Annotated in this window: 16 protein-coding genes; 13 read left to right on the forward strand and 3 right to left on the reverse strand. The window is 48.4% G+C overall.

The genetic code is table 11. The features are described 5' to 3' along the window. Nucleotides 1-19: 19 nt before the first annotated feature. From CWM47_RS37380 to CWM47_RS37435, 12 genes are all read left to right on the forward strand, one after another. Entirely contained in the window at nucleotides 20-850 is an 831-nt protein-coding gene (locus tag CWM47_RS37380) for a ParB N-terminal domain-containing protein (RefSeq protein ID WP_100993531.1), read from the forward strand. A 154-nt stretch (nucleotides 851-1,004) separates the two neighbouring features. Continuing rightward, nucleotides 1,005-1,607: a ParA family protein gene (locus CWM47_RS37385; RefSeq protein ID WP_100993533.1), complete on the forward strand. Its 603-nt coding sequence runs from the start codon at nucleotides 1,005-1,007 to the stop codon at nucleotides 1,605-1,607. Nucleotides 1,608-1,620: 13 nt separating this feature from the next. Then, nucleotides 1,621-1,887 carry a hypothetical protein gene (locus tag CWM47_RS37390; RefSeq protein ID WP_100993535.1) on the forward strand — a complete coding sequence of 89 codons (267 nt, stop codon included), beginning with the start codon at nucleotides 1,621-1,623 and terminating at the stop codon, nucleotides 1,885-1,887. Between the two features lie 198 nt (nucleotides 1,888-2,085). After that, nucleotides 2,086-2,319 (forward strand): hypothetical protein, encoded by a 234-nt coding sequence (locus CWM47_RS37395; RefSeq protein WP_100993537.1) that lies wholly within the window; start codon nucleotides 2,086-2,088, stop codon nucleotides 2,317-2,319. A 317-nt stretch (nucleotides 2,320-2,636) separates the two neighbouring features. Then, nucleotides 2,637-3,077: a helix-turn-helix domain-containing protein gene (locus CWM47_RS37400; protein ID WP_100993538.1), complete on the forward strand. Its 441-nt coding sequence runs from the start codon at nucleotides 2,637-2,639 to the stop codon at nucleotides 3,075-3,077. A gap of 74 nt (nucleotides 3,078-3,151) precedes the next feature. Beyond that, nucleotides 3,152-3,583 carry a DUF3168 domain-containing protein gene (locus tag CWM47_RS37405; RefSeq protein WP_100993539.1) on the forward strand — a complete coding sequence of 144 codons (432 nt, stop codon included), beginning with the start codon at nucleotides 3,152-3,154 and terminating at the stop codon, nucleotides 3,581-3,583. Beyond that, complete coding sequence (locus CWM47_RS37410; RefSeq protein ID WP_100993541.1) at nucleotides 3,571-3,969, forward strand: hypothetical protein; 399 nt, start codon at nucleotides 3,571-3,573, stop codon at nucleotides 3,967-3,969. The genes CWM47_RS37405 and CWM47_RS37410 overlap by 13 nt, the downstream gene beginning before the upstream one ends. Before the next feature lie 24 nt (nucleotides 3,970-3,993). Continuing rightward, nucleotides 3,994-4,455, forward strand: a complete 462-nt coding sequence (locus CWM47_RS37415; RefSeq protein ID WP_100993542.1) for a phage tail tube protein — start codon at nucleotides 3,994-3,996, stop codon at nucleotides 4,453-4,455. A 71-nt stretch (nucleotides 4,456-4,526) separates the two neighbouring features. Then, on the forward strand, nucleotides 4,527-4,952 hold the full coding sequence (locus CWM47_RS37420) for a hypothetical protein (protein ID WP_100993544.1): 426 nt from the start codon (nucleotides 4,527-4,529) through the stop codon (nucleotides 4,950-4,952). Nucleotides 4,953-4,978: 26 nt separating this feature from the next. Next, nucleotides 4,979-5,278, forward strand: a complete 300-nt coding sequence (locus CWM47_RS37425) for a hypothetical protein (RefSeq protein ID WP_100993546.1) — start codon at nucleotides 4,979-4,981, stop codon at nucleotides 5,276-5,278. Beyond that, a complete protein-coding gene (locus CWM47_RS37430; protein WP_100993548.1) occupies nucleotides 5,271-7,856 on the forward strand; it encodes a tape measure protein in 2,586 nt (861 codons plus the stop codon). Before CWM47_RS37425 ends, CWM47_RS37430 begins: the two co-directional genes overlap by 8 nt. 1,175 nt (nucleotides 7,857-9,031) lie before the next feature. Then, nucleotides 9,032-9,508 carry a response regulator gene (locus CWM47_RS37435; RefSeq protein WP_100993550.1) on the forward strand — a complete coding sequence of 159 codons (477 nt, stop codon included), beginning with the start codon at nucleotides 9,032-9,034 and terminating at the stop codon, nucleotides 9,506-9,508. Between the two features lie 86 nt (nucleotides 9,509-9,594). Here CWM47_RS37435 and CWM47_RS37440 read toward each other — a convergent pair whose 3' ends face one another. Continuing rightward, on the reverse strand, nucleotides 9,595-10,161 hold the full coding sequence (locus CWM47_RS37440; protein WP_100993552.1) for a hypothetical protein: 567 nt from the start codon (nucleotides 10,159-10,161) through the stop codon (nucleotides 9,595-9,597). A 342-nt stretch (nucleotides 10,162-10,503) separates the two neighbouring features. On the opposite strand from CWM47_RS37440, the gene CWM47_RS37445 reads away from it, so the two are divergent. Then, complete coding sequence (locus tag CWM47_RS37445) at nucleotides 10,504-10,959, forward strand: response regulator (protein WP_100993554.1); 456 nt, start codon at nucleotides 10,504-10,506, stop codon at nucleotides 10,957-10,959. A 111-nt stretch (nucleotides 10,960-11,070) separates the two neighbouring features. Here CWM47_RS37445 and CWM47_RS37450 read toward each other — a convergent pair whose 3' ends face one another. Together CWM47_RS37450 and CWM47_RS37455 are read right to left on the reverse strand one after the other, a co-directional pair. Then, nucleotides 11,071-12,345 carry a sensor histidine kinase gene (locus tag CWM47_RS37450; protein WP_100993556.1) on the reverse strand — a complete coding sequence of 425 codons (1,275 nt, stop codon included), beginning with the start codon at nucleotides 12,343-12,345 and terminating at the stop codon, nucleotides 11,071-11,073. A 109-nt stretch (nucleotides 12,346-12,454) separates the two neighbouring features. Then, the gene (locus CWM47_RS37455) at nucleotides 12,455-13,153 is read right to left on the reverse strand and encodes a recombinase family protein (RefSeq protein WP_100993558.1); all 699 of its coding nucleotides are present in this window, start codon (nucleotides 13,151-13,153) and stop codon (nucleotides 12,455-12,457) included. Nucleotides 13,154-13,158 lie beyond the last annotated feature (5 nt).

A 13,158-nucleotide genomic window follows, 5' to 3' on the forward strand; every position in this document is an offset into this window, starting at 1 on the left:
TTAACAACCCCATAAGACGATGTTAGTTGAAATTGGTAACTACTCCCTTGAGTTTGACGATATCACGCCCCAGATAGCCAAAACGCTACTGGAGTACAATACACATAACCGCCCGCTGAACTTACCACACGTTAAGTTTCTGTCTAAGCAAATGAAGCAAGGGCAGTGGCAAATGGCTGGCGATCCAATCAAGGTAAGTACTACAGGGCGTTTATTGGATGGACAGCACCGGTTACACGCCATTGTTGACAGCAACACTACCCAACGGGCTATTATTCTTTACAATGTACCCGACGAAAGTTTTAGCGTGATGGATACGGGCCGGGTTCGTCAGGCTGCCGACGTGCTGAGTATTGCGGGCTTTTCCGATACCAAAACCACCGCAGCCACCGCCCGGATGTTGATCAACTACGAACGCAGCTCAATTGCGGCCACAATGAAAAGTCAGGGGCGAAAGGAAGGCAGCGTAGTTACCCATCAGGACATTTTAGAGTATATGGGTAGTCACGATCTAACCCCTTACCTCAGCAAAGCGTCGACCTGGCATAAGACCTTATCAATCTACTCAAAGGCTGAATACGCTTTCTTTTATTGTATCCTCAGCCGGGTTAGTCCCGATCAGTCTGTTTTATTTCTCAATGCCGTTTCGTCTGGAGCAAAGTTAGAGATTGACTCACCAATGTACATTTTACGCAAAAAACTCACTGAGTACAAAATGAATAAGCTCAGCCTGAGCCCGTCTGAGCGGTTTGCCTTGACTATTAAAGCCTGGAACTTATACCGGGCCAATAAGACGGTTAAAACCCTTGCGTTCAACGCAGACAAAGACGAAATACCTATTCCTCAGTAGTTTCTAATCACTGATTTAAAGCAAAGTTATGAAGCCTAAAGCCGGTCAAGTACCTGCTTCATTTGGCTAAATCCGATTAATCATTTATATAAATGATTAAGTATATAAAACCTCATTTATGTAGAAACAATTCTACTCCCTATCTTGCCACACTATGAAGGTAATAACCGTTGCTCATCAGAAAGGCGGGGTAGGAAAAACTACCCTTGTCATTAACCTTGCTTACTGCTTTGCGGAATCGGCAAAGGTGGCCATAGTGGATGCCGACGCGCAGGGATCAGTTACTGACCTTCAGGAGTTTTTAGCCGGTATTGACGTCGTTAGCCTTGATGATTTGCTGAGCGGAAAGCTAACCGGCTATGACCTGGTTATCGTCGACACCCCGCCCTATCTGTCAAACCGTCTCAGTGAATTGTTTGCCCTCTCTGATTTCGTGCTTGTGCCGACAAAAGCGGGCATTTTGGACGCAATGGCTATCCGGGCAACAATCGCCCTGCTACGGCAAAGTATGAGCCTTAAACCAGCCCTTAAGGCGGGTATCGTGCTTAATATGGTGATGCCCCGAACCAGCTTAAACGAAGAGGTAAAGGCAATCCTTTCGGAGTACGGAATTCCGGTGCATACTGCAACCATTGGCCAGCGCGTGAGCTATACCCGAAGCCCGGTAACGGGTAGCGTTTTTGGCAGTGAGGATGAGCGGGCAAAGGATGAGGTTATCCTACTGGCCACCGAAATACTGGAGCGGATCAATAACTAACCCTTACACATTAATGGCAAAGGAATATAAAGACGCTATGTCAAAGCTTGGCACCATGCTTAAGCAGGAGCCAATAAAGACACCCATTCAGGAGGTTCGGCCGGTCGATCCTGAGCCTAACCCCCCGACCGCCAAGAAAGAGAACCCCGACGCTCATTTTAACTTCTGGGGGCCTCGTTCGCTAATGAAGCGGGTTAAGCAACACTCAGTAGATACCGGTATGAGCATTAAAGACATTTGCATAGCCGCCCTGGAGCAATATTTGTCCAAGCCTAAGTAATTTGCTATCTTTTGCTTAAGAACTGAGCCTATCAGGGAACCCACAAGAGCGTTAATCAATTATATAATTATATACGCTTTCCGCGATAATCCTACCTCGTTCAACGGTTACTATCTACCTTCAATCTTCCCCTTTGTATTAGTATTACTCTTTAATCACTTATATAATTATATAAGTGATTAAAGAGTATCTTTAGGTATGAATAGCAAACCTACTTACACCGAGATTCCGCCAACCTCGGACCTGGACTACTGGCAACTTAAATCGAACAAAGACAAGCTGCGCACGTACGTTCCCAAAGACAAAGAATTGCACCTGAAGCTAAAGCGGGAAGCATGGGCAAAGATTCAGGCCCGCTTGCCGGTTAGTCTGCGCAGCAAAATCAACTACAGCGACACCAGCAATATGCACCTGAGAGGCAAATCAATTTGAGTATTTCTTTGCAAAAAAAAATACCCCAAACACTGCTTATTAGTTGCCATTATTTGCTATATTTACCTGTTCCCAAAGAAGACACCACTTCTGTCTAAAACGTGGACCCACCAGCTACTCAGGTAGTCCGGGGGAGGAGCTTAGCAAGTCACGCCGGTAAGAAACTACCGGAACGTTGTAAACCCATACTCTATCCGTAGAGCCTACAAGGGTATAAGAACTAAGCAAATTCGTTAAAAGCAAAAGCCGGGCTCAGTGGATAGGGGGTATGTGATTTACATGCCTTTCCATTTTGCTTATGCTACCGTTTTTAACGTATGACTATTACCCCTCAACATATCCGGCAACTCGTAGCACACCTGGAAGGCGTTCACCGTCAGCAGGAGGAGAGTAAGCGTATTCTTGCGGCTATTTCAGCTACGATCAAAACCAACATTCAGGCCATTGCTGAGGCTGTTACCAATACTGAGCCGGTGAGTAGTAAGCTGGACAGTCTTGCTCAGGCACTCGGGCAAATCGCTCAGCTATCGCCTGCCAGCCTGAACGGTCTTTACTCAGCTGCGCCCGCTCTTGATCAGATCGGGGGAATTGCTCTTGCCCAACAGATAACGGGCAAATCAACCTCAACAATTTACAGCCTGGTTTCGATGGGAAAGCTACCCGCCACAAAGGCCGGGGGTAAACTCTATTTTTCCGAATCCGCCTTGCGTCAGTACATCTCACAACCCCGAACCAGCCGGAAGGCTACAGGGGGGTAGTGTGCCGTACTTTCCGTAAAATGTTACTCATTTTGATTATGTAAATATATAATTATATAACCCGAATTACCCGAATGGATGACGCAGGATTTGCCTTAGATACAGCATACGTCAATCTTCTTTCAGACCTCACCTACAAAGGCATTCCTGTCAATGTGTATGCCTCAATGGCTCCAGATGATGCCGTAGCACCTTACGTAATACTAGGACCCTGGCAACCACTGAAGGACAATACGAAGGACGATTTTGGGCAGAAAGGCGAGAAGAACGTTGAAGTCTTCACGCGCTTTACGGGCAACCAGTTCAGCAAGAAACCCGCCAGTGAAATAGCCAGCCAGATAACAAATCGAGTCAAGCCAACCACTACAGCGGAGGTGCTCATCGTGCCGGGCTTCAAATGCTGGAATACGGTCATTGAGGGGACTACGGAGCTAACAGCCCCAACACCAACGGACAGAATATTCAGAAAAATCATAACCATTTCCCATGCACTATGGCAGATTTAGAGACTAAAGGCAGCGACGCACAGGGGGCCGCGCCAATCATTGCAAAGGATAGCGGGTCCGCTACACCTACGCCGGCATTACAGGCCATGCAAACCGCATACAACGGCTTAAAAGTGCCGGGGGTAGGTAAAGACTCATTGTCAGTCAATCAGGGGCGTATAGACGAATCCGGGCGCTACGTGTGGACACTTACCGGCAAAAAAAGTGCGATTGATTCCGCGCTCCAGTATTTCCGGGATGCTACCTCAGTAACGGACGCATTGGGCAATCCAGCCGGGGTATTTATTCACAGCACGATCATTGATGCGCAGGACGGCCCCCAAACCGAGAAGGCGCAGGACCAGACCAAGACTGCAACTATCACACATTTAATAACCACAGTTTAACCGGGCCTCTCGCCCAAACTACGTATGTCAAACAAAGTCAATAGTTCGCGTTTCAAGCTCTTCGTCGTTGAGATGGTGGGCACACCTACTCCGGTAGCCACCGATAAGCTCATCACTGAGCAAATGAGCATGAACATTTCCCGCTCAACCAACACTATCGATGTTACCTCAAAAGATAACGCCGGGTATGATGAGTTTATCGGCGGGCTTAAGTCGGGGGAGGTGTCCTGCGAGATTATCATGGATCTATCCGTAGCCAGCGACGCAGCCAAAGTCAACTACATTGATATGTCAGGCTATGAAGCCAGCCGGACCGTGAAAACCTTCAAGGCTAAACTTGATGATGGGCAAAAAACGCTCAGCATTACGTTTCAGGCCCTCATTACCAAGTTTGATGTAGGCGCTCCCCTTGAGGATAAGATTACGTGTAGTATGACCATGAAACGCTCAGGTGCGCCAAGTGAAACGCTCACGACTAACCCTTAATTTTTAACGTATAACCTTCGCCGTAGCTCTCTGGCGGACACCTGTTGTCAGAGAGCTACTTATACAATCCTATGAATAAACTATCGGGTTACAGACAGTACACCTTGTCTGACGGTCGGCACATCGAGTTTAAGACCTGCAACGGCACGTATGCCTTATACGGGAAAATGGTTGGTTTGCGCACATACGAAGAAGTGCTTGAGCACCTGCAAACGCCTACTAAAACGATAGAAGACGAAAACGGGCAGCCTAAGGAGGTTTTAGATCTTACCATTGAATACGTCGAGCGCGTTCAGCAATTTTCTTTCTGTGCCGCTCAGTACGCGGCAATGGCTCAAAACAAGCCTGTTGATTTTACACTATTCGACGTGGGCGAATGGATGGAAGAATTAGGCATTGATGCCGTGTTTAGTACGATTGATCCCTTGCCGGATGAAGAGGTTGAGGACGCTAAAAAAAAGGGGAAGAAGAAACCTTTGGCTCGTCCAACTCAGTAAGTTTTGAATACCAGAAATTCACCGTTATGGCTAAGCTGAATATTTCACCTGAAGCCTATTACGACCTAACCGGTACGGAGACAATGGCACTCCTGAAGGGGGTAAATGATCGAGAGCTGGCTAGTCTGAGAGATAACCGAAGGCTGGCCACCTTGTATCATAATGCCAACTTTACACCAATGGTAACTGAGCAGGAATTTATGCCGCTGCCGGGTGATAACCAGATCGTAAAAGCGAAAAAGTACGCCGACGCCAACCCTCACCAAACCTTTGCCATGCTGGCCAGCGCAATGGGGGTAACTCCAACCATAGAAGCCAATGAATAGAGAATTAAATGTTTCCCTAACGGCTACCCTAACCAATTTTGAGCAGGGTATGGTTAGGGCCACCGCTCAGCTCGCGCAACTTGGCAGGGCGGCCGGGCAAGCCAGTGAACAATTGGCGTCAAGGATTGATCGCGGTAGCTCATCGGCCCTCAGCTCGCTAACAAAATTATCGGGAGGGGTGCTGAGCGTTACGGCTGCCTTTTCAGCACTAAAACAGGGATTACAGATTGCATCAACCTTCCAGCGCATGGATACCGCTATTAAGGCCGTATCTACCTCAACCGCTGACTATGCCCAAACTCAACGCTTTCTTCAGAGTGCCTCCGACCGGTACGGGCTTTCCATTGAAGCCCTTTCTCAATCATACGTAGGCTTCAAGGCCAATACGAATGATACTATATTAAAGGGTGCCGAAGCTGAGCGAATCTTTCTATCGGTGGCAAAGGCTAGTGCTGCCTTACAGTTAAGTACGGAAGACACCACCGGGACACTACGCGCCTTTGGGCAAATGCTCAGCAAGGGTACGGTCATGAGTGAAGAACTTAAGGGACAGGTCGGAGAGCGGCTTTTCGGAGCTTTCCAAATGGCTGCTCGTGCCATGAGCACCACCACGCAAGGCCTAAACAAGATGCTGCAAAGTGGTGAGGTTTTAGCCGTTGATTTACTACCAAAATTAGCCACCGAGTTAGATAAATCCTTTGGTGATGCTGCACTTGAAAATGTCAATACAATGGCCGGGGGGTGGACTCGTGCCACGGATCAACTTAAGTTGTTCATTGCTGAATTCTCAAAAACTAGTGGAATTGATCTTTTCTTTACCAAGATTGGCAACGGCACTGCGGACTACCTGAAGGGAATTCGGGAGGCGGTTCACTCAAAAGACTGGCTTGTTTTCTTCGGCGGTTATCAGGACACGAGTCGAAGAATTGGTCAGCTTAGCGACAATGCCACTAAGAAGCAAGAGTTTGCAGGCATGGACCCTGGCAAACGTCAGGCCCGTATTGAGTTGCTACAGGATGAAATTGCGAGCCTTCAGAAGAAACTTTCCGAGCGAGCTAATACCGTTTTTGGAGGGGGTAAAGCTGAATTCACATCTGACCTTTCAAACGCAAAAAATTTACTGGCTGAGCTGAACCGGATCAATGGCCAGATGGCCCGCGATGAACACATAAAGCGTGACTTCACTTTTTATAAAGCACCGACCAAATCAAGATTAGATATTGATGACCTTAAAAAGAAAAAGGATACCCTTGGTAAGCAAATAGACGATGGAAATCTAAATCACGAGGATGTATCAAAGCTTCAGGCTGAATACGACCGTCTAACCCGGCAGATTGATGGCGCCACCGCGTCGACCAAGAAACATAAAGCCTATGTCGACAGCCAGTCTGTTAGTTTAACTACAAACGAGAATATTCTAAAGCGACTCACGCAGCGGTATAAAGAAACCGGCGAGAATGGTACGCAGGTAGCCCTGTTTAAGCAATTAGTGGATATTGACGCATGGAAAGCCTCAAATAAATCAATCGACCTAGGCGACAAATCCAAAACCATTGAAACCATTGGGCGCGTCAGGGATGTGCTTCTAAAAACAGTCGCCCCTCTTCAACAGGTAGGCGGCTTGTTTGACCGCTTTAACGACGTATTGAAAGTAAATACCCTGGCAGGCTATAACGAGGAAATTAATAAGCTACAGGCCAATATTACCAAGCTTAGCGAAAAGGGTGAAGTAATACCACAGAGCACACTAGATGAATTAGATAAATACATTGCCAAGGTTAGCCAGATCAATCAAAAGGTTAGCGAAACGATGGCGGCGGCCGAATTCAATGCTGAGGATAAAAGAAAAGATACCTTACCCGTAAACGCTAGTTTCGGGGGCGACAATATCGGCTTTAAAGTCCTGGATGATTCAGCCGCCAAACTACCGGCAACCTTGCGAAAAATGAAGCAAGATGTTGCTGACATCTTAAAACAAACAGCCGTAACCGTCTTCACGGGCATGGGTGAAGTTATCGGCGGGATGCTTGCTGGTACGAGTGGCATTGATCAGCTCCCCACAATGCTACTTTCCGCACTCGGTGGTATGCTGAAACAGTTAGGCGTTATTGCCATTGAAGCAGCAATTGGGTTGAAGTCAATTAAGATTGCCTTTGAGACAATGAACCCGGCTATTGCCCTGGTTGCAGGTATTGGACTTATTGCCCTGGGTACCCTTATCCAATCAAGTACCAAAGGCATTGGGGGGAACATAAAGGGCTACGAAAAAGGTGGACTGTTTACTAATTCAGCCTTTATTAATGTAGCCGAAACCAGCAAAGCACGCGGGGGCGGGGGCGAGTGGGTTACGCCGGTTGACAAAGGGGCTAGCCTGATTGCTAGTCAGCTAATGAAATCAGGGGCTATTACGACCGCTCACGGGTATGCTACTGATAATCCATTTACAAAGCCTTACGCGGCTATGGGCGGGCAGAGCGTTGTTGTTCAACTTGACGGACAGTTTAAGGTAGCCGGACCGGATTTACTACTAGCTATCAATAGGGCGCAAAGAGGTCAGCGAACCACCGGGAACGGTTAAGATTTTGTTAAACTGCCAATGAATGTGATTGAGAAAAGGTTAAGGGGACTCTCTTTAACCTTTTTTGTTTTATGGTGATGTACGTAAGTTTCCGTACAAGCTACGGAGGTCTACTATACAAGCGCTATACAAACCGCTGTCGGCTTGCAGTCGGTCTGCTATCGGGGTGCTTAGTCCAAAACCCGACAGCGACCCTTTACTTATTGCACATCTGCAACTGAAGTGCAATAGCCATGCAATAGCGTCCAAGCTAAAGGTAGTTCCATTTAGGTAGTACCTTTCTTTAATTGAACTCGACACAATGTCGAACCCCCACCGTTTACTACCTAGTGTCCATAATATCTACAGCAGGTAGATACTATCCATAAAAGGGTGTCCAATAGAGTGGACACCCTTTGCCCCGGCTTTTCAAGTGTGATCATGAGTCACATTAAGGCCCGGCAAACTATATACTGGAAAATATAAAAGGGTAGTGTTTCAAACGCGACCCTTTGCCCGATCCGTAGCGCGTTGACAGTTGCGGTTTCAAACGGAGACAGTGAAACCCATAGGGGTAGGGACTTTTACTACCCTTTGCATTACACTGCAATAGCGCCTACTCCGATGGGTCAACAATCTGTGTACCCATCCTTAGACTTTTTCACTAATCTATGAAAAAAGGAGAGGGCACAAGGTTGCGCTGTCGTTCTTGAGATTATAGGGGCGTGATAGATTGTTACACCCTACGGCCTATCTGAATTATACACTGGAAAATATACAATAAGCCATGTACCTAATTTTAGGTACGGCCCAAGGTTAAACAGGGGGCTCGACATTAGGTTGAGTTGATTTTCGACACTAAGTCGAATTGATTTGGGTGGCATGTGTCCGTACAAGTGCCGTAATATGTACGCAGGAATGACGTAGTATGTACGCAAGGTTGAGTACATGGGTCCCCTTTCAAACATCCTTTAAAGATGGTCATAAATACCGCCAGAAACGGTATTTAAACCGAAACGAAGAACTATCCGGACATACTAATTCCTAAAGCTAGGACAGTCGCGGTTTCAAACCGCGACTGTCAGGAGCAAAGGGGTCTAGTCCTTTTCATGTACGCCCACTGGCTCACTTTGAGACTGACTACACCGCGCACTGGCACGTCCGGTAGTTAAGCGATTAACTAACTTACCAAGTGTATGGAACCTGACTATCACGCAGTGGTCGCTGAACACAATTTCGCACAAGCCACCCTACTTGTCGTCGAAGACAACCCGGATATCTGGCTTATTGTCAGTATGATGCTCAGAAGGCATCTACCCGAAGTGAGCGTAAAGCACGTTGTCAATGCTCATCAGGCTCTGGAATACCTGGACCAAAATCTTTCTGACAAAGGCTTACTGCCGAAGCTCATCCTGCATAACCTGTACTTGCCCTTATTGATAGACGGCCTCGATTCACTGGAAGCCATCCGAACCAAACTTCTGGAGTGTCATTGCCAGCAAATACCTATCCTGGTCATGAGTTCATCGACCGACCCGGAGGACATCCGCCGGGCTTATAGTAGTGGGGCCAGTGGCTTTTATCTCAAACCATTAACTGCCGCTGAGTGGAGTACTTATTTTGAGCGACTACGCATGTTCTGGTGGGAAACAATTATGCTCCCTTTGGCGTAGGGAAACGGTGAAGACAGTGTAGCATACTTATTCTATGTCGGATCCATAACCATAGAGGTGCATTTTGCCTTGCTTTGAGCTCATGCCTAACTATCCAGTGTAAAAGTAATGGTCATCAGATCCCCGTCAATCGAGCGGTCCTGAATCCGCCAGCCCGTATCTTCATTGAATAAGCGGTCTCCTACCATGGGTAAAATAGCGAAGCTCTTGTGATAGGCTTGAACACTACGAAAACACATAGCAATCACGCCACCCCAGGTAGCGGCTATGAGCGGATCTTCATACCAGTTGGGCGTATTAGATTGCTTGCGGGCATGGGTCAGTAGCCTTTCTGACAACATGAATTTAATGGACCAGTCTTCGATCATCCACTCGGGGGATGTAAAGGGGTTAATAATGGTGTGAGCGAGCATACTAATAGGTGTTTTAAGGTGGAAGAAATAGGTCTGCTGCCGTTGGTACCATGTCTGGTACCCCTCGAAACCCGCTCGTTTATAGCGAGCAAGAAGATGGTTAAATTCAAAGAGTGATACAGGTGCCGGGGCGAATGGCACAGCCGGGGAAACTGGATGGGCAAAGGGAGCGGTAAAGCGGACTGGCTCCAACCGCCGGGGTGTACTCCTGTCAAAACGCAAAGGCCAGTTCAGCTTCATAGTTGATAGTCGAGCAACTCGACCAACCCGAAAGCGTTAATCGCCTTGGTGAAAGCAGAGCAATGATGGTCCAGCAACACTTATTTTATTACTAGTGTTTAATAACCAGACCGTTGGGATGCTAAGTAGTTGATTTAGGTTTGAGTAGGACCATTCCCTTATCGTCACAGCCTTGTCTACCTGTACGTAGGGAATACCTCCCCGGCTGACGCCTCACATAAACTTGTCTCGACAACCCCACGATCCAGTCATCAGACATAAGCAGATAATGGATCCGGCAATGGATAAAAAATTTAGTTATAATTGGCAGGTTATTGCTCAGGTTAACTATTACCACTTATTATGCCTGGTACCTTCCCCATTTTATTAGTCGATGACGATCCCCACATCGCTGACCTGTTGAACCGGTCAGCCCGGGACCATTTCCCAGAAGCTGTATTTATCCATGTTATTAGCTTTGCGGATGCTTCCCGCTATTTGAGTGATTTAACCGGTCGGGGCCCGGTATTAGTGCTACTGGATATTAATCTATCCATTGGCCCCAGCGGTATGGAGTTTCTGCACTTGATTCGAACTCATCCTCAGGGTACGTTATTGCCCGTCGTTATCTTGTCCTCCAGCCAGGAAGAAGTCGATAAGAAGGCTGCCTGGCTGGCCGGAGCGACGGCCTTCACCCAGAAACCAGACACCTACAGCGGTTGGAAACAGTACGTCAGTCAGCTACGAAACTACTGGTATCAGACGGCCACGGTACCTCGAGTCTGGTTCGAACGGGAAGATCAGGAGAATCACGAATGAATGGTAAAGGAGTGCTCGTTGCTTGTGAGCACAGAAATTGAGACAGGCACCATCTACTTAATACGGCTGACTACAATGGTATAGCTGTAACGCCAGACTAGCTTTTATTAGCTACACGGGTAGATACACGCTGAAGGTAGCGCCCTGTCCCGGCTGACTGCTGGCCGTAATGGCACCCCCGTGATTGGTCACTATTTTCTGCACTACCGCCAGGCCAATGCCCGTACCAGCAAACTCGTTCTTGCCGTGCAGCCGCTGAAACACCTGAAAGATCCGGTCCGCATACTTCTCATCGAAGCCCACCCCGTTATCGGCCACCTCGATGCGGTGATATACCTCGGCGGATGGTGGGACCTGGAGCAAGACAGGTAACTCATCCCGGAATACTAGGCTGGCCCGGACACTGATCTGGGGCCTCACCACCTGCCCGGACATAGCCCGATGGCGAAACTTGACCGCGTTCGATAATAAATTCTGAAAAAGCTGACTTAGCTGGGTACGGTCACCCTGAACCATGGGCAAAAAGCCAACCTGGATCTGAGCCCCGCTCTCTTCGATGGCCACTGACAAATCCTCGATAACTTGACTAATCACTTCATTCAAGGGCAGAGGCCGAGCCAAGACCTGACTGGTCGAGATGCGGGAGAAGGTTAACAAGTCCTTAATCAACAGGGACATGCGGCTGGCAGCATTCTGCATCCGTTCCAGGTAAGCCCATTCTTCCCCATCCGGGTCAGCCCTATACTGTTTTTTTAGCAGATCACTAAACTGCTGAATCTTGCGTAGGGGCTCCTGCAAATCATGGGAGGCGATGTAGGCAAACTGCTCAAGGTTCTCATTCGAGCGGAGCAGGTCTGAGTTGGCTCTTTCCAGGGCGTTGTTACTGGCCAGCATCTCTTCATTGATGACCGTTAGTTGTTCGTTGGTAGCGGCCAATTCTTCATTAGTGGATTCGAGTTCTTGGGTATGTTCCTTTACCTGCTGGGTAACATCCTGAGCTACGCCCGCAAAGCGAATCAACTCGCCCGATTTGGCGAACGTGGCCTGTCCATACGAGCGTATCCAGCGCAGGCGCCCATCCTGGATAGTATTGACGCGATAGGTTACGTCATAACGGCCATGGGAGTCCAGTGTCGACAGGCGTTGTAGTTCCTCCCCTAAGAGAACGACATCATCAGGATGCACGCACTCAATAAATTTCTCGTAAGCAATCTGGAAGCCCTGCGTGAAGCCATAAAGTGCGCCACATCGTTCGTCCCAGTTGATACCGCCCGTGGCTAAGTCAAATTCCCAAATGCCTAAGCCAGCCGCTTCGAGGGCCAAGTCAATGTTGAGTCGCTGGGTAAGATTGTCAGGAGAATTGAAGGGCTGTTGGTCGCTGGTCATTAGCGGTAGATACAGGGTGATAACAAAGATTTACCTGATGAACAGCTAGCCGGGGTTGACTGTTTTCCGCTTGATGAGTCTCATTACCTGCGTAGCCTGGAACTGACAGTTAGTCAATCATAACCCGATCTAGTAGCCGCTTCACCTGCATGGGGTAAAATTCGCAGCCCTGAGCCGTCTTAAAGCCAAACTGATTGAGTTTCTCTGCTATCTCGGTGTAGGTCTTCTTGCTTCTTCGCAGCTCCTTGGCCAAGCCTTCAGCTTTGCGAGACTCTGGATTATTAATAGCCCGTTGCCGGTTGGCTGCGGCCCCCTTAGCCTGAGCCTCGGGGGTCATGTTCTCCGGTTTGCCTAAGGTCGCTCCCTGCGCTAGTTTAGCCTGCAAGGCTGATTTGGTGCGGGAGCTGATGAGTTCCCGTTCGTGCTGGGCCAGCGTCGCAAAAATACCAATAGTCAGGGTGTTGGCATCGGGCATATCAACGCATTGAAAGTTAACGCCCGAATCCCTCAGCGTGAAGATAAACGACGCGTTACGGCTTAGCCGGTCGAGCTTGGCAATAACTAAGACCGCGTTCTCTTTCTTTGCCCGGTCGATGGCCTCAGCAAGCTTTACCCGTTGGTTATTCTTACCAGATTCGACCTCCGTAAACTCAGCAAGTATAACCCCTTTCACGTAGCCAGCCACCGAGGCCCGCTGCGCTTCAAGTCCTAAACCGGAATCACCCTGCGCCCTGGTTGATACCCGGTAGTAAGCTACATACCTAGCCGGTCCGGTGGCCAGTGTTGAGGTAGTCTGTTTCTTTGCCATGGTTG

It is taken from the genome of Spirosoma pollinicola, from assembly GCF_002831565.1.
Lineage (GTDB): Bacteria > Bacteroidota > Bacteroidia > Cytophagales > Spirosomataceae > Spirosoma > Spirosoma pollinicola.